General features: G+C 37.8%; 13 protein-coding genes. 5 read left to right on the top strand and 8 right to left on the bottom strand.

What is annotated here, in order from left to right; translation table 11 throughout:
* Positions 1-41: 41 nt before the first annotated feature.
* From lpxB to GQO80_RS05395, 3 genes are all read left to right on the top strand, one after another.
* Positions 42-1,154, top strand: coding sequence for a lipid-A-disaccharide synthase (gene lpxB / locus GQO80_RS05405; RefSeq protein WP_157207326.1), 1,113 nt, complete (start codon positions 42-44; stop codon positions 1,152-1,154).
* A gap of 8 nt (positions 1,155-1,162) precedes the next feature.
* Positions 1,163-1,744, top strand: coding sequence for a C40 family peptidase (locus GQO80_RS05400; protein WP_157207325.1), 582 nt, complete (start codon positions 1,163-1,165; stop codon positions 1,742-1,744).
* Positions 1,745-1,937: 193 nt separating this feature from the next.
* Positions 1,938-3,977 carry a ComEC/Rec2 family competence protein gene (locus tag GQO80_RS05395; RefSeq protein ID WP_157207324.1) on the top strand — a complete coding sequence of 680 codons (2,040 nt, stop codon included), beginning with the start codon at positions 1,938-1,940 and terminating at the stop codon, positions 3,975-3,977.
* A gap of 27 nt (positions 3,978-4,004) precedes the next feature.
* On the opposite strand, the gene GQO80_RS05390 is transcribed toward GQO80_RS05395, so the two are convergent.
* The 3 genes from GQO80_RS05390 to GQO80_RS05380 form a co-directional block, all read right to left on the bottom strand.
* Positions 4,005-4,553 (bottom strand): thioredoxin family protein, encoded by a 549-nt coding sequence (locus GQO80_RS05390; protein ID WP_157207323.1) that lies wholly within the window; start codon positions 4,551-4,553, stop codon positions 4,005-4,007.
* A gap of 88 nt (positions 4,554-4,641) precedes the next feature.
* Positions 4,642-6,447: a peptide MFS transporter gene (locus GQO80_RS05385; RefSeq protein WP_157207322.1), complete on the bottom strand. Its 1,806-nt coding sequence runs from the start codon at positions 6,445-6,447 to the stop codon at positions 4,642-4,644.
* A 33-nt stretch (positions 6,448-6,480) separates the two neighbouring features.
* Positions 6,481-8,031, bottom strand: coding sequence for a peptide MFS transporter (locus tag GQO80_RS05380; protein WP_157207321.1), 1,551 nt, complete (start codon positions 8,029-8,031; stop codon positions 6,481-6,483).
* Positions 8,032-8,243: 212 nt separating this feature from the next.
* Here GQO80_RS05380 and GQO80_RS05375 point away from each other — a divergent pair, with 212 nt between their 5' ends.
* Positions 8,244-9,572 (top strand): hydroxymethylglutaryl-CoA reductase, degradative, encoded by a 1,329-nt coding sequence (locus tag GQO80_RS05375; RefSeq protein WP_157207320.1) that lies wholly within the window; start codon positions 8,244-8,246, stop codon positions 9,570-9,572.
* A 119-nt stretch (positions 9,573-9,691) separates the two neighbouring features.
* Positions 9,692-10,618, top strand: a complete 927-nt coding sequence (locus GQO80_RS05370) for a GYDIA family GHMP kinase (RefSeq protein ID WP_157207319.1) — start codon at positions 9,692-9,694, stop codon at positions 10,616-10,618.
* A gap of 126 nt (positions 10,619-10,744) precedes the next feature.
* On the opposite strand, the gene GQO80_RS05365 is transcribed toward GQO80_RS05370, so the two are convergent.
* From GQO80_RS05365 to GQO80_RS05345, 5 genes are all read right to left on the bottom strand, one after another.
* Positions 10,745-12,688: a sialate O-acetylesterase gene (locus tag GQO80_RS05365; RefSeq protein WP_157207318.1), complete on the bottom strand. Its 1,944-nt coding sequence runs from the start codon at positions 12,686-12,688 to the stop codon at positions 10,745-10,747.
* A 154-nt stretch (positions 12,689-12,842) separates the two neighbouring features.
* Complete coding sequence (locus tag GQO80_RS05360; protein WP_157207317.1) at positions 12,843-14,321, bottom strand: glycoside hydrolase family 30 protein; 1,479 nt, start codon at positions 14,319-14,321, stop codon at positions 12,843-12,845.
* Between the two features lie 29 nt (positions 14,322-14,350).
* Positions 14,351-15,784: a glycoside hydrolase family 30 protein gene (locus GQO80_RS05355; RefSeq protein ID WP_157207316.1), complete on the bottom strand. Its 1,434-nt coding sequence runs from the start codon at positions 15,782-15,784 to the stop codon at positions 14,351-14,353.
* Between the two features lie 145 nt (positions 15,785-15,929).
* Positions 15,930-16,811: a hypothetical protein gene (locus GQO80_RS05350; RefSeq protein WP_157207315.1), complete on the bottom strand. Its 882-nt coding sequence runs from the start codon at positions 16,809-16,811 to the stop codon at positions 15,930-15,932.
* A 15-nt stretch (positions 16,812-16,826) separates the two neighbouring features.
* The gene (locus GQO80_RS05345) at positions 16,827-18,341 is read right to left on the bottom strand and encodes a RagB/SusD family nutrient uptake outer membrane protein (protein ID WP_157207314.1); all 1,515 of its coding nucleotides are present in this window, start codon (positions 18,339-18,341) and stop codon (positions 16,827-16,829) included.
* Positions 18,342-18,346: the final 5 nt, after the last annotated feature.

Here is an 18,346-nt window from a genome sequence, read left to right as displayed (position 1 = left end):
GGGAAGACGGGATAAGGAAAACGGAAGACAAACAGCAATCAATGAAATATTACATCATAGCAGGCGAAGCATCGGGCGATTTACATGGCTCGAACCTAATGAAGGCATTGCGTAAGGAAGACGCAAACGCACATTTTAGGTTTTGGGGTGGCGACCTTATGCAAGCGGTTGGTGGTACCTTGGTAAAACACTATAAAGAACGTGCCTTTATGGGTTTTGCGGAAGTGATTATGAACCTTTCGGCCATATTTAAGGATATATCATTCTGCAAAAATGATATTGAGACCTTCAACCCCGATGTTATTATTTTTATTGACAACTCTGGCTTTAATTTACGCATTGCGAAATGGGCAAAAAAGCATCATTTTAAAACAAATTACTACATTTCGCCACAGGTTTGGGCATCGCGTGCGGGACGCGTAAAAGCCATAAAACGCGATATCGATGCCATGTATGTAATATTGCCTTTTGTGGAGGACTTTTACAAAAAATACGATTATAAGGTTACGTTTGTTGGCCATCCACTTATTGATGCCATTGCCAACAGGCCGCAAATTGGCGAACGCACTTTTAGGGAAGAACACCATTTAAGCGACCAGCCTATCATTGCCCTATTACCCGGAAGCCGAAAGCAGGAAATTACAAACATGCTATCGATCATGCTTAGTTTGGTTGACGATTTTCCTGATTACCAATTTGTTATTGCAGGGGCTCCAAGTCAGGATTATAGTTTTTACGAACCCTTTATAAAATCGGCCAACGTAACATTTATTTCAAACAGAACTTACGATCTATTGAGTGTTGCTTATGCAGCGTTGGTTACCTCTGGAACGGCCACCTTAGAAACCGCATTATTTAAAGTGCCACAAGTGGTTTGCTATAAAGGAAGCGCAATTTCCTATCACATTGCAAAACGCATCATTACCCTAAAATATATATCATTGGTGAATTTAATTATGGATAAAGAAGTGGTTACCGAGCTTATCCAAAACAATTTCAACAAAAAAACATTAAAAAAAGAGCTTGAAATAATTTTGGACGAGAAAGAGCGTTCTAAACTATTTATGCAGTATTACGAATTGGAAAAAAAATTAGGGGGAAAAGGAGCCAGCGAAAAAACAGCGGCACTTATTTACAACGCTATTAAAGCTTAATTTATCTTATGAAATACCGTATCGTTTTACTTTTAATTGTTTTAAGTTTCAGTAGCTGTTCATCTTCCAAAGGGATAATCGTTAAAAAATCGGCTTCCAATAAAGTTATTTCACGTCCTTTGGCAAGCATTGATCATGATGAACCGGCAACAGCCATTGATTTAAGCAGTACTTCAAACGAAACCCTGGATAGTAAAAACGAGGCTTTTAAAGCATTACATATTGTAGATTATGCACAACAATTTAATGGTGTAAAATACAAATTTGGTGGCACTACGCAGGCAGGAATAGACTGTTCCGGACTTGTTTTTGAGTCTTTTAGGGCCTTTGATATTATTTTGCCCCGTAGCTCGCGGGATATGGCCAAACAGGGCGAAAAAATAACATTGGAAAATGCCCAAGTGGGCGACTTGTTATTTTTTAAAACAATGAACAGAAGAAACGACATTAGTCATGTAGGCTTGGTTGTAGCCGCTGAAAATGGCGATATTAAATTTATTCACTCTACCACACAAGCAGGCGTTATTGTTTCTGATCTTTCAGAAAAATATTGGGACAATGCTTTTGTTGAAGCCCGCAGGATTTTGTAAATTCCTTGGAATGTTTGCCTGAAATTAAAACGTTTCCGAGGTATTTGAAACCAACATGCTGACTAATTTTAGGAACCTTCAGATATTTAAAAAATGTCCAGAAACCCCTAAATTTCCTGTTGTAACAAATTCATTATAAAAACGATACAATTTTTTTGTAAATTCCCATAACTATTTCTCATAGCTCGGGAACATGCAACTACTTAATTTTGCCATTATAAAATTAACTTTTTGTCTTATTTTAGGCATCCTTATCGGGTATTTTGGCAATGTTTCCTTACTGGTAAGTTTATATGTAACTGGCGGCAGTTTATTAATACTTTTTGTGTGCTTTTTAATTGCCAGAAAACAATTTACTAGAACCGCTTGGTTTGGTATTTCTGCATTTATAACAATGGTTTTTACCGGGGTTTTGGTAACCAATCTTCACAATGAAATCTATAATCCCAGTCATTATACAAAGCAACTTTCAACAGAAAAAGAGGCACTAAAAAATGTTACGTTTAGGGTTCGGGAAGTTCTAAAACCGGGCAATTATTACGAAAAATATGTGATCGATATTCTTCAAATTGAAGGCAACAAAACTACCGGTAAATCGTTGTTGAACATCCGTAAGAACAGGAATGGCAAACCTTTGAAAGTGGATGCGGTCTATATTACCAAAACGTCCTTTAAAGCGTTGATTCACCCATTAAATCCCAACCAGTTCGATTATAAAACTTATTTGGAAAAGCGATATGTTTACCATCAGATATTTACCGATAAAGCCTTTCTTTTTCCCATTGAATCAAACCATAGAACCCTTTTTGGTATTGCGGAAGCCATTAGGGACCACATTAACGATAAACTAAAATTATATGATTTTAAACCCGACGAACTGGCTATTATTAATGCTCTTTTGCTGGGGCAACGACAAGATGTAAGCGAAGCGGTTTACACAAATTACACCAATGCCGGTGCCATACATATTTTGGCAATTTCAGGGCTGCACATTGGTATTATTTTATTGCTTTTGGAATTTGTATTCAAACCCGTTACCTTCTTGAAACATGGCAGATTAATTAACGCCATACTATTAGTGAGCATTTTATGGAGCTTTGCCATTATTGCAGGACTATCGGCCTCCGTAACGCGCGCAGTGGCCATGTTTAGCGTGGTTGCCATTGCTAAAAACTTAAACCGGCCAACCAATATTTATAATACACTGGCCATTTCAGCTTGCGTGATATTGCTTTTTAAGCCTTTGTTTTTGTTTGATGTGGGGTTTCAATTAAGTTATTTGGCGGTTATTGCCATTGTGTCGATTGACCCGTATTTGTATAGTTTATGGAAACCCAAATATTGGCTAACTAAAGTGTATTGGCACACTTTTACCGTAACGGTATCGGCACAATTTGGCATCATTCCACTTAGTTTGTTTTATTTCCATCAATTTCCCAGTTTGTTTTTTCTATCAAATTTGGTCATTATTCCTCTTTTGGGAATCATTTTGGGCCTTGGAATAAGTATCATCTTTTTGGCCGTTTTAAATGTCTTGCCACAGTTTATTGCTACTGGTTACGGGTTCATAATCTCTTTAATGAATGTTTTTGTTGAATGGATTTCAAAACAAGAAGCGTTTTTATTTAAGGATATTCCGTTTGGTATTCTATATGTTTTTGCGTCGTATATACTTATTATAACACTGGCTCGGTTGTACATAAAAAGGAATTATGCTACTTTGCAATGGTTTTTAATAAGTGTCGTAATCATGCAATGTGCCGTTATTTATACCAACTACACTAAACCCAACAATCAATTTGTTGTATTCCATAAAAGTCGGTACAGTTTGATAGGAAGCACGACCCATAATACAATAAAGATTGCGACCGATATGGATAGCATTTCGAGCCTTAAAACCAAAATAGTTAAAGATTATACCGTTGGAAATTATATTAGTAACATAAAAATGGAGCCTATACAATCTGTTTACCTTCTGAAGAACACAAAAGTTTTGGTTGTTGACAGCTTGGGCATTTACAACGTAAAATCGTTTCAGCCCGATTATGTTCTATTACGGCAATCGCCAAAAATAAACTTGAACCGATTGATTGATTCCATAAAGCCAAAGTACATCATTGCCGATGGCAGCAACTATAAATCGTATGTAGAGCAATGGGAAATTACCTGTAAAAAACGAAAACTCCCTTTTTACCAGACCAGTAAAAAAGGAGCTTTTGTGATAAATTATTAATATTTGTGGTTTAACTGAAATATTAAGCTATCCTTTAAATTGCGGTTTAAAAGCGGTGTAATAAGCGTTGAACTTTTCTTGGGTATCGATGCCTTTATGTTCATCGGCCTTAAACATTTTTAGGTACAGTTCTAGTTGGGGCGGTGTTTGGTAACCTCGAATGGGCGCAATAACATCCCCTTTTTCATCCATAAAAACAATGGTTGGATAGGCTTGTATTTGTAAAAACTGCGCCAAACTGTGGGCCGAATTACGTCTGGAAGCCAATTCGGGATTATATCCTGGGTTTGAATACACCTTTCCTTTATAGTTAATGGTTTCATTGCCTTCGGCGTTGAACTTAACGGCATAATAATTTTCATTTACATAATTGGCAACGTCGGCCGTTTGAAACGTGTTTTTGTCCAACATCTTACAAGGCCCGCACCAATTGGTATAAACGTCCATCATGATTTTTTTTGGTTTTTTCTTTTGAAGCTCCATGGCTTTTTCAAGCGTTACCCAATTAATTTCCTGTGCAAAGCCACTAACCGAGGTTAAAGCGGCAAATACGAATATATATACTAATTTCTTCATAAGGCACTTTGTTGCAAAAGTTGTTCCGAACTTACAAAAAATGCCCCAAAGTTGGAGCATTTTGAATTTTTTTTAACTTTATTTTCGATTAACGAACGCCATGCATTAGTTTTTTGATAACAGGGCTCATTACAATGGAGAACAATCCAACAATTATCGAAATGATGGCCAGCATCCAAAAGAAATAGCTCAAACCGTGCTCATTGGCAATGGCATCGATATTTTCACCAAATTTACCGGCGCCTTTCATTCCAATAGCTACCGCCAAATACCATACGCCAAACATGAATGCAATCATTCTAGCAGGCACCAATTTGCTTACATACGATAGGCCTACGGGCGATATGCACAATTCGCCCATGGTATGGAAAAGATAGACTAAAATGAGCCATATCATACTTACAGATGCTGTTTTAGCGCCCGGTTCAATGCCCATGGCACCAAAGGCTACACAGGCCATACCAAGTGCCAATAAAAACATTCCAATTCCATATTTCATGTTTGCCGAAGGGTTGTATTTGCTTTCCCACCATTTAGAAAATAAGGGTGCCAATGAGATGATGAACAATGAATTTAAGGTTGAGAACCAGGTAGCGGGCACTTCGGTTATTGCTTCGGTAACTTTATCAATTTTCAACCTATTTAATGTGGCATCCGACAGGGTTAAATAACCCGCTGAATAGAAATCCTTAATCAGCATCCAGATAGCAATGGTCCACACAATCACAAAACTGGTAGATAAAATAATACTTGCCAGCGTGTAACTTTTAAACGTTTGTTTGAACAAGGAATAAAGCACCCAGGTAATAATTGCCAGTGGCACCACCGTTATTAAAGAGTTTATTATTAAGAAAAAAGTGCTCCAGTTGCCGTCTAAAATTCTATTGGTATAATCGTTAGCAAATATGGTCAAGGAGTTGGGCGATTGCTCAAAAATTGCCCAAAAGAAAATGGTCAAGAACGCAAAAAAGGTAACAGCAATTAGCTTTTCTCGGGTAATTTGGGAATATTTTAATAACCTTACCACCAGTAGAATTAGGAACAAAACCAATGCCGTAACAATGGCTATGTTGTTTCCGTTTTCACCTAAAAACCCAAAAATATTAATGCTGCCTCCAGATATTTTGGAAGCAGGATCATTTAAAATCCAGAGTAATCCCAAAACCGAACATATAAAGATGACCCCTAATTCGATTTTTGTAAAAGGATTTCGTTTGTCGGTATCCAAAGCATCCGATTTCGCTTTGCTTTCAACCGTTGGCTTCAATCCTATATCGCCAAAAATATTTTGCGACAGCCAAAACTGTAACATGCCAAAAAACATAAAAATACCGGCCAATCCAAAACCATAGCTCCAGCCTACTTTTTCACCTAAATAGCCACATAGCAAAATGCCAAAAAAGGCCCCAGCATTTACCCCCATGTAGAATAGGGTATAAGCGCCGTCTTTTTTCTCAGGTCTATCTTTATACATTTCCGAAATGATGGAGGTCATATTAGGTTTAAAAAAACCATTGCCAAAAACCAACAGTACCAAGCCTAAATAAATTGAAAATTGGGTTTCAATGGCCATGGACGCATGCCCTAAGGTCATTAATAAGGCACCTACAACTACGGCCCATCTAAACCCTATAATTTTATCGGCAAAATAGCCACCAAGCATGGTTGATAGATAGACCAAGCCCACATAGGAGCCAAAGAGTGCCGAGGCATTTTCCCGGGTCCATTCCCATCCACCGTCGGTAAAGGATGCCGTTAAGAATAAAATTAACAATGAACGCATACCGTAAAAAGAGAAACGTTCCCACATTTCGGTAAAAAATAGCACAAATAATCCGGATGGATGCCCTAAAACGGTGCTCTTAAAAAACTGGTCGGTAGAATTTTCATTCATAATTTGGAAGTGAAATTAATTTTTGTTTTATCATTATTTATTTAATTCTTTATCAACACCGTGCATCAATTTTTTGATTACAGGTGAAAGTGCCAAAAGGATAACCCCGAAGGCAATTCCCGTATAAAAAAGATATTCAAACAGCGTTAAGTAGCTTTGTTTGGCCACGTTTAAATCGGCAGCCACCCCATTTGAGGTATCTACGGAAGCAATATTGGCCAATACGGATGCAATGAATTCTGAACTTGCCGTTGCCAAAAACCAAACCCCCATCATAAAGCCAACAATTTTTGCAGGCGAAAGTTTGGTAACGGCCGAAAGACCTACGGGCGATAAGCTTAATTCGCCACAGGTGTGTAAAAAATAGGCCAAAACCAACCACAAAGCAGCTACTTTACCCAATCCGGATACGTTTATTCCTAAAACCAAGGCTCCAAAACCAAGGCCTACCAACATTAATGCCATTGCAAATTTAACAGCCGTATTAGGGTTGTATTTTCCTAATTTTACCCACAACCATGCAAAAATGGGAGCCAATAAAATGATAAACAAGGCATTGAAACTTAAAAATTGACCTGCGGAAATTTCAATACCAAAAATATGCCTATCTAAAATTCTATCTGCAAAAAGGTTCATCGAGGTATATGCCTGTTCAAATAAAGCCCAAAACACAATGGTAAATATGATTAAGATGGTTAATGCAATTAATTGTTCGCGTGCTTTTCCATCCAAATGTACGATCGCATAATACACGATATAAAGAAACGAAATGCCTCCTGCTACTTGTAACGCCATGGAAACGACTTCATGATTTTGAACCATTTGCCAAAAAATAAGCGTTGACAAGATGCTTCCTAGGTAAATAAGCCATTCGTTTTTTAGTCCGAAGGAGGTGCGTTCCAAAAATGTAGGATTGTTAGATTCTCCTTTCCCCATTAAAAACCGTTTGCCAGAAATGAAGGTAAGCAACCCAAAAAACATTCCTACGCCAGCAGCACCAAAGCCGTAACTCCAACCATAGGTTTCGCCCAACCAAACGCAAATAATGGTTGCCAAAAACGAACCCAAGTTGATGCCCATGTAGAAGAGGGTAAAGCCAGAATCCCTGCGTTTATCGCCAATTTCATATAATTCGCCCACTAACGACGAAATGTTGGCCTTCAAGAAGCCCACTCCTAAAATAATTAAGGATAATGAAAAATAAAAAATTTGCAATGCTGTATGGTCGCGGGTAATTTCCCCTGTGATGGATTGGGTGGCGGCATTTCCTTCGTAGGCCATACCCAAATGACCCAACACCAGCATAATGCCCCCAAAAATGATTGCTTTTCTAAATCCCAAGTATTTATCGGCTATAAAACCACCAATCACCGGAACCGCATATACCAGGGCTGCATAGCTTCCTATAAGTAAATTGCCGGAATCATCGGAGAATAAATGGTATTTGGTAAGATAAAAAATGAGCAGGGCCTTCATTCCATAGAATGAAAACCGTTCCCACATTTCAGTAAAAAATAATATAAAAAGTGCTTTTGGATGCCCCAGAAATTCGTCTTGATGTGGTTTTATCGTGCTATCTGCCATAAACTTATCGTCATTTAACGCTTTAAAAATTAAAGGAAACTAACATGGAGCCGTTGTTGTAATAGCGCATATTTCAATTAATTCTTGCGGTTTTACTAAAAGTTTTCAAGTTTACTAAAAATTCTTCAAAAAACACCCAATTATAACAATTAAATATCGCCATTGCAATATAAAAATGAGATATGGTATCTTTGCCTTTAAAACTGAATTTAATGAGCGCTTCCATTTCTGGCTTTTCAAAATTATCGAAATCAAAAAAAATTGATTGGATTGTCGATACCTATTTTTCCAATACCGAAGATGCCAAACGCATTTTAAAACAATATTGGAACAGCAACGACAAATTGCAACAGCTTCATGATGAATTTGTTGAGAACACCATTACCAATTATTACCTGCCTTTAGGGGTCGCTCCCAATTTTTTGATAAACGGAAAACTATACACCATACCCATGGCCATTGAAGAGAGTTCGGTGGTTGCGGCTGCCAGTAAATCGGCAAAATTTTGGATGGACAGAGGTGGTTTTAAAGCCCACGTTATTTCCACCACAAAAATTGGTCAGGTCCATTTTATGTACCAAGGAAACCCCGAAACCCTAAAAAACTATTTTAAGCACATTAAATCGCAACTTATTGAAGCCGCAAAACCCATTACCAAAAACATGGAAAAACGCGGTGGTGGCATAGTGGATGTTGAATTGCGCGATAAAACCCAAGATATAACCGGCTACTACCAACTGCATGCCCAATTTGAAACACAGGATGCCATGGGCGCTAATTTTATAAACTCCTGTTTGGAACAGTTTGCAAAAACCTTTAAAGATGAAGCCTTAAATTTTGATGCATTTACGGCTGAAGAATCTGATATTCAAATAGTGATGAGCATCCTATCAAACTATGTGCCCGATTGTTTGGTACGGGCAGAGGTAAGTTGCAAAGTGGAAGATTTGACTGATGATAAAACCATTTCAGCAGAAGAATTTGCATCAAAATTTATACAAGCGGTAAACATTGCCGAAGTAGAACCGTTTCGCGCCGTAACCCATAACAAAGGTATTATGAACGGTATCGACGCCGTTGTTTTGGCAACCGGAAACGATTTTAGGGCCGTAGAGGCGGGCGTGCATGCTTATGCTTCCAGAAATGGCCGTTACAGTAGCCTGTCGCATGCCAAAATAGAACATGGCATCTTTACTTTTTGGATGGAAATTCCGTTGGCATTGGGCACTATTGGCGGCTTAACGGGTTTGCATCCGTTGGTAAAGTTGTCGTTAGAACTATTGCACAACCCCACCGCCAAAGAGCTCATGCAAATTGTAGCTGTTGCCGGTTTAGCACAAAATTTTGCCGCTTTGCGGTCGCTTACCACAACAGGCATCCAGCAGGGACACATGAAAATGCACTTAATGAATATTTTAAACCAGTTTGAAGCCACCGAAGCCGAAAAAACAACGCTAGTAGAATACTTTAAAACACAGGTGGTAACCCATAGTGCGGTAGTTGAAGCCATTCATCAATTAAGAATTAAGAATGAAAAATGAATAATGAAAATTAATTAAAACGGTCAACACTAACCATGGAAGTTCATAAATTTACTTCTAACTTCTAACTTCTAACTTCTAACTTCTAACTTCTAACTTCTAACTTCTAACTTCTAACTTTGAACAATCCTTTTTACAGCAACGGCAAACTTTTAATAACAGGTGAATATGTGGTGCTTGATGGGGCGCTGTCGCTTGCCGTTCCTACAAAATTTGGGCAATCGTTAGAAGTGCAGCCTATTAACGAAGCTAAAATTATTTGGGAAAGTTTTGATGAAAAGGGAGCTATTTGGTTTGAAGATGCGTTTTCTTTTGATGCTGTTGCTTCGGGTTTTTCAAGTTCCAACAATGATGTTTCAAAAAGGATCGTTCAAATTTTGAATGTAGCCAAAACACTAAATCCGAGTTTTTTAAATTCTGAAACGGGACTTAAAATTACAACACACCTCACATTTCCTAAAAATTGGGGATTGGGCACCTCTTCTACCTTAATAAACAATGTGGCGCATTGGGCAAGCGTCGATGCGTTTAAATTGTTGGAAAAAACCTTCGGTGGTAGTGGGTACGATATTGCCTGTGCACAACATAACCATGCCATAACCTATCAATTAAAATCTGCCGACAAAGGTGAACGTACCATAAAAAAAGTGGGTTTCAATCCAAAATTCAAAGAACAACTTTACTTTGTTTATTTGAACAAAAAGCAAAATAGTCGCGAAGGCATTGCAAATTATAAAGCTAAAAAGATAAATACGGCTGCAATAATTTCTGAAATTAACGCCATTACCAACCAGATGATCGATTGTGTTTCATTGGAAACCTTTGAGGATTTGTTAACACAGCACGAGTCCATCATTTCAAAAATCATCAAACAAGAACCGGTTAAGAAACGTTTGTTTAACGATTTCAGTGGAAGCATAAAAAGTTTGGGGGCTTGGGGAGGCGATTTTGTTTTGGCTACATGTAGGGAAAACCCTGGCACTTATTTTAAGAGCAAAGGATTTGAAATGGTGGTTCCTTATGAAGAAATGGTTTTGAACGGTTAAATACGGAATAGTTTATATTTTTGGGAGATGGGTTCTTGGGTTTTTTTAATGAAATGCATAGTGAAAAAGTAATGAGTATTCCATTTAAAAAAAGTAAATATATTTAGGGGGAATAATAGTTTATTTCTAAAATTTATATTCCACTCCTTTAGTCATGGTTTTCCAGTCGTCGGTTCTAAATGGTGCAGCCGGAAAACCTTCTTTGTTAAATAAATTACCTTTGGAAGCATTACCCAACCAATTGTAACGAACAGCCACAGGTTTCTTTACTTTTTTACTAAAAACCAAAACTTTATCCTCTTTAATAGAGGCCTTTGCCTGATAAAAAACCTGATCTGCCCCAGCAATTTCAAAGCCGTTAATCGTACTGTTTTTATTGGCAGAAACCAAGCCACTACCTAAATCTTCAAAATAAATCATACTTTTATTTTTTGTTATTTCCATTGATTTATAGGTAGGGCCGCTGCACACCATTGGCTTTTTATACACATTGTTTAAAGCGATTGCCGATAAACGTTGCCCAACAGTTTGTTTGTTTGTTGGGTGAATATCGTTTGGATTGCCAACATCGGTTGTTACAACCATGCCTGTATTTGGCAGTTTTAAGGCCCAAGTTTGGGCTTCTCGAAGTTCTGCCCAAGAACATCCAGTATTACTATCGCCTTCCGAATTAAAAGTTGCCAATTGCACATAGTAGAATGGGAATGTACCTCGATTCCATTTTTTGCGCCAATCGTTAATCAATAACGGGAACGCTTTTCTGTATTGATATGCCCTACCAATGTTTGATTCGCCTTGGTACCAAATTACGCCTTGAAATGCATACGGAATTAAGGGATGTATCATAGCGTTGTAACATAGCGATGGATAATCGTTAAAATTAATGCCATCAAATACAGATTCTACTTGGTATTTCCAGTTGCCACCTAACGGCATTGACTTTTTACCTATATGTAGTTTAAGTTTTGACGCATCCCCATAAATGCCTCCACCTCCACCATTATCTACAACCCTAATGGCAATGACATTATCGCCAACCTTTAGCGTTCCTGCTTTTATATTGTAGTTTCTTTTAAGGTCCCAACCTACTGTTTCTCCTACTTTTACGCCATTTACATAAGTAATATCTTCATCATCTATAGCTGGAATTTCTAAAAGAATATCGGTATTTATAGCTTCTTCCAATAGCGTAACATGTTTTCTTAACCACACCACACCATCAAATTCCCCCAATTCCTGTGTTTCCCATGCTTCTGGTGCATTCATGCTATGCCACTTACTATCATCCAGATCCAAATCTTTGTACGATTCAACATTCGCCGTTGAAAACTTTGCGTTTTGCATGGTTTCTATACGCTGTTGCGCTGTTGCTTTTTTTAAGTTCGATAAAGAATCTAAACTGGTTTTTGGCATGGTAGCAATTAAATGTTTAAAATCGTCGCTGTTCTCAAAACCTTCACGACTTATCCAGGTTTCAATAACAGAACCGCCCCAAGAAGCATTAATAAGTCCGATGGGAATTTGTAAATTATCGTATAACTCTTTTGCGAAAAAGTAACCAACACCTGTAAAATTTCCAGCGGTTGAAGCACTACATACCTCCCAGTTGCCACTACTAATATCCTGATTGGGTGCTGAATTTATTTCCTTCGGAATTTTTATATGCCTAATATTGGGATAGTTTGAAGCGTTTTCTATTTCCGTTTTCGCATGGTCTGATTGGCCAACCATTAATTCCATATTCGATTGCCCGCTGCACAGCCAAACTTCTCCAACTAAAATATTTTTTACAACTACTGTGTTTTCGCCCTTTACAACCAATTCAAAAGGACCACCAGCAGTTTCAGGTTTTAATTTAACCATCCATTGGCCTTTCACATCGGTTTTAGTTTGTAATTTTTGCTGGTTGAATTGTACTTCAATTAATTCATTTGGCTTTGCAAACCCCCACACAGGTATATTGGTATGGCGCTGTAGCACCATATTATCACCAAAAATTTTGGCCACGGTTACTTGCGAATTTGCTATACTACTTACAATGAGCAGTATAAAAACAGGAAATAATTTCATTTTATAAAAAGGCTATTATTAAATTTTAATGAAGATGTGTTGCTTTAATAGAAATTTAAAATGAAGATACCGCTGCTTTCCTACTTTTTGAAGAAAACAGCAGCATCCATCCAACTAAACAAACTAAATTAAATTTCAATTTTTATATGAGGTACTATTTTAAAACAATGGTTTGTATGGAATGGGGCCACGTATGCAACTTAGCGGTTTTTGATTGCATATTTAAGCTATAAGCCACTTCGGTATCGCTTACATTCATAACAATTATAACAAGGCTTCCATCTGTATTTTGAAAAGCGGTGGTTAATAAATTGTTCGAGCTTGAGGCACTACTGACTCTTTTAGCTTGCGGACGGATAAATTTTGAAAAATGACCAATATAATAATAGGCATTGGTAAAGGTTAGTTCGCCCGTTTGAGTATTGCCATGAACGGGTGAAAAACAAAAATTGCCCACATGGTTTGGCCCTCCGGTTTCATCTAAAAGGATGTTCCAATCGGTCCAGGCTACGGTGCCATTATTAAAATCGTTAATCATCGATTTTCCATAACGTTCTGCCAGTTTGGGGTCTTCATTTTCTATACGTGTTACATCGTATTTCTCGTTGCAGCCTTCGGTAAAAATCAAATTTTTATCCGGAAAAGCTTCTTGCACACGTTTTACGGCATCAAACATAGGCGTACCATCTTTCCAATCTTCATACCAATGGAAGCCTGTTCCCCAAACATATTTTGAGGCTTCCGGATCGTTTAAAATAACATCGGCCCGTTGGAAAAGTAAATCTCTATTATGGTCCCAAATAATAATTTTTTTATCGCCCAAGCCTTCTTTTTCCAAAGTTGGCCCTAAATAGTTTTTAAGAAAGTCACGTTCCTCTTCCGCAGTATAAATACACGATTCCCAGCGTTGTAAGGCCATAGGTTCATTTTGTATGGTTAGCCCCCAAATAGGAATGCCCTCTTTTTGATATGCTTTTATAAATTTTGCATAGTAATTTGCCCATGGTTGGTAAAACTCCGGTTTTAGTTTTCCGCCTTCCAACATGTTATTATTGGTTTTCATAAATGCAGGTGGGCTCCACGGACTTGCATACATGGTTAATGTGCCTCCAGCAGCTTCAATGGCCTTTTTTGTGAATGGAATACGGAAGGTGGCATCATGCTCGATACTGAAGGTTTTTAATTCGGCATCACCTTCTTCAATATAGGTATAACTTCCGCTAGAAAAATCGCAGCTATGAATAGTTGTTCTACCTAAAGAATACCCGATACCTTTTTCAACATTAAAATAAGCTTCCATAAATAGATCTTGTTTTTCTTTTGGAAGTTTGTAAAACGTTTCAGCCGAAGCATCGGTTAAAGCGGCCCCAATACCCAAGAAGGTTTGAAACTGCTTACTTGCATCTACATTTATGGCCGCTTCGGTTTCTAAGGGTTGCTTAAAATCTTCAAAATTAACAGTTTCGTTATTTAAGGATAATTTAGAATCCACTCCATGTTTTGTTGTATAAATACTTGCTTTTTTACCGTTTAAACTAAACGTTTCTTTTATGCGTTCCTTTGTTGTTTCTTGCTTTTTTTGCTCGCATGCAAAACATGCGGTAATGAGTAATAGAGCCAGTAATTTCTTCATTTTTTGTTTTTTTGTTTTTTTTGTTTTGTTTACCAAATGTATGTGCCTACAGAACCTGCATCCAATGAAGTGGTAACCCATTTGCCGTTGTATTTTATATTGAAAATTTCTGTGGTGCTACCATCATTTACTACTATCAATACTTTTTTTCCTTTGGGCGTTTTAAAAGCGACGTTGTTTAGATTTCCAATTGTATTGCTAGCTATTCTTGTAGCAGCAGTAGGTACGAATTTTGAGGCATGACCAATAATATAATAAGAAACATTAAACGTGTAAGTTCCGTTATTGTTTATGGTAAGTGCACCTTTGCATGTTGTACAGCCGCCATCGGTATGCGGACCAAAAGAGGCATCATTGGCTAAATTCCATTCCAGGGCCGTTTTGCTCCAGTTTCGCATAGAACCTATAACAACATTTTTTACGTGCCATTTTAGGTCGTCGCCAAAATTGCCATCAATGGGTGTGTATTGTTCTGTAAAATACACATCTTTATCGGGGTGGGCATTGTGTACGGTTGATAATGCGGTGATACTGCCATTGTATAAATGGAATGCCGAACCAGAAATAAATGGTTTTGCATCGGCATCATTTAAAATGGAAATTGGATATTCTGGTTTATCGCAATTGTGGTCGTAAATTATAATTTTGGTGCTTAAATTGGTCGTTTGGAAGGCAGGCCCTAGATGGTTTTTTATAAAGTCTGCTTGCTGTAAGGCCGTCATTAATAAACTGGGGTTGTTACCTGGGTGCAACGGTTCGTTTTGGGGTGTTATGGCATCTATTGTTATGCCTTCGGCTTTCATTTGTTGAATATATTTTACAAAATAATTTGCGTAAACCGAATAATATTTTGGTTGCAAACTGCCACCTATGGTACTGTTGTTATCCTTCATCCAAACGGGTGGCGACCAAGGGCTACCTAAAATCTTGATGTTTGGGTTTATGTTTAAAATTTCTTTTAAAAGCGGGATTAAATGGGCTTTATCAGGTGCTAAACTGAATTTGGTCAAGTTTACATCTGTTTCGCCATTGGGCAAATCGTTATAGGAAAACGGGGCATTATCCAAATCGGATGCACCCATGCTAATTCTTAAATAACTTATGGAAATGGCATTACTGTTGGATCCAAAAAGAATTTGCAACAGCTCTTGTTTTTTTGCGGTACTAAGTGAATTGATTACTTGCGCACTTCCGCCGGTAAGCGTGAAACCAAATCCTTCAACGGTTTGGTAGGTTTGCGCATCATCAACTTCAATATTTGCATAACCATTGTAGGTGCTGTTAAAACTTAGAATGCCATTTTGTCTTTGTATTTTGACGGATTGATCTCCTTTTGTAAGCCAAAAATCTACCTCATTCTCTGTTGAAGGCGGGATGATAATGGTATCATCTTTTTCTTCGTTGGATGATTTACTACAATTAGCAAGAGATATAATAAAGGCGATAATTATTAAGGATTTCATTATTTTAAATTTATTAAAGTCAACCATATTTTCGAAACGAATTTTATTTTGTAGCTATTATCGAGCTACTTACAACTTAATTTTAATTATAGCCCATACTCAAAGTGAGTATAGACTATAATTAAATTATTTGCTCATATTTATTTTAATTCGTTCCTCTCATTTCTACGTTACTTATGGTAATGCCCACTGGATCGAAGGTGTTACCGCCACATCTTATAACTAAATAAACAGTTCCAGAGTTTTCAAATGTAACCGTATTGTTTATGGTGTTTGTTTTTGAATTTTTTATGCAGCCAACTACCGATAATTTTCCTGAAAACGGCGCTGTTCCACATCCGTCCCATGTGCTTAAGCCCATAACTCTGTTATCACTATAATCTTTACCCATAACAGGCACCGTTTTGCCTACATAGACTTCAAACCAAGTATCGGCAAAGGTGCCTGTGGACTTAATCAACATATCAAGTGAATATGTTTTGTTGGCTATAACATCTATGGCCTGATATATGCCCTCTTGCGCCCATCCACCATTGGAATGGATTGTTGCAGCGCCTTCCGTAAACACCCAGTCGGCATCTGCGCTAAGTTGTAGGTTGGTCCATTGCGCACTATCTTCGCTGTTTAAAAACTTACCACCTTTTACAAGATTACCAGCTAATGGATCGGATGTTTCAACAACCAACTCTTTAGAAGAAACTGTTTTATGACCTGCTTTACTAACCGTAAAATGGCTAATGGTATAAGTGCCTGCATCTGGTAAAAAAATCTGTTCTTTTGTATAACCTTGATACACACCCGATCCATCACCAATATCCCACCAATCGGATATGACATCGGCTTTTGTTTGAGCTTCCAGTAGGTATCTATTTGTTAAGTTTTCAACAGGAGTAATTGTAAAACTAGCATCTAAATCTGTTCCTACAATTCCATTTCCAGTACTAATGTCGTTAGGCTGGCACGAAGTAAACAAACGCATCGCAATAACAGAAACTATTATAGCACTTGTTAATTTTATTTTTTTCATTTTGTATATTTTTTATTAATTATAACCCGGATTTTGTACAAGTATCGTGTTTTCCAATTCTTTAACAGGAATTGGCAACAGTTCATTTTTGCCCGAAACAAAGCCTCTGGAGGCTAAGGCCGTAGCAGCTTTACCCGTTCTTACAAGATCGAACCAACGATGGCCTTCGCATGCCAATTCTTTTCTTCTTTCTAAGGCAATAGCATCTAAAGACACTGGTGTTGATGCTAAACCAGCACGTGCTCTAACGGCATCCAAGAGTGCTTGTGCCCTGGCACCTGTGCCACCTAAGGCTTCAGCTTCCAATAAATAGGTATCGGCCAACCTAATGATGTAAGTGTCTTGGTAAAAGTTTAGCGTTTGGTCGCCACCTAGTGTAGAAGCATCGGATTTTAGAGGCACAAATTTTGCCATAAAATAGCCTGTGTTGGTGGATGCTTCGTTAACCGATGAGTAACCTACTACCTGTCCGTCAGCTATCAAAGCTTTAACGTCTATAATGGTCGCATCAAAACGTGGATCGCCCTTCATCACATCATAAAGGTTTTGGGTTACGGTATTTACGCCCCAACCTGGGAAATAATCGGGGGCTGTAGAACCCGCTGTTCTGGTATAATCCCTTATTCCTACCATAATGTTTAATACGTTTCCTTCCGTTCCAAAACCAATTCCGCCCCAATCGGCTCTCCCTGTATCGGTATGCACATCTTCAAGAATAGATTCCGAATTGAATTTATTGGTATGTACCCACAAATCTTTAAAATTACTTAACAATTTGTAACCATATTTGCTAGTACCTCCAGGAATACCGTTTACTTCGGCCAATTGTACTGCGGCTTCGGCTTTTTTATTATTATAAAGATACACTTTGCCCAACATGGCTTGTGCTGCGCCTTTTGTCCAACGGCCGCCTTCGGTAGCTATATTAACAGATTCTGGTAAGGCTGCCATGGCATCCAATAGATCTTGCTCTATTTGGGCATATACGTCTTCTGGTTTCGATTGCGGATAAGTTTGTGCGTCAATAGCGGTAATGGTACGCGTCATTAATGGAATGTTTCCAAACATGCGTACCAAATTAAAATGATAATAAGCGCGCATCGCTTTACATTCGGCAGCGAATCTCAATTTTAAATTTTCATCCATTGGAACATTTGGTAGTTTTTCCAATAAGGTATTAGCCCTAAAAATGCCTTGGTAATGGTTACTCCAAAAACCTTGTGGCATATTGGTAGGCGTTAATTTATTAAATGAAAAAAGAGAAATGGCATCGCCAGGGGCGGAAGCACCGTAATTATCGTCGGAACCTGCATTCATAAAGGAAATCATATTATCCCAACTAGATGAGTTGAAGCTCATAATATCATAAGCTGCTATAAGCGCAGAATAGGCTTCATCGGCATTTTTATAATAAGTTTCTTCCAAATCTGTACCTTTTGGTGTTACTTCTAAAAAATCTTCGGTACACGATATTGATGTAAATAATATTGCTACGGCAATAAATATATACTTGATATTTTTTGTTATCATAATCT

This window comes from Mariniflexile maritimum (assembly GCF_009746565.1).
In the GTDB taxonomy this organism is placed as follows: Bacteria; Bacteroidota; Bacteroidia; order Flavobacteriales; family Flavobacteriaceae; genus Mariniflexile; species Mariniflexile maritimum.
The sequence above is the reverse complement of the archived record's forward strand: the minus strand, read 5'-3'. Positions and strand labels throughout refer to the sequence as shown.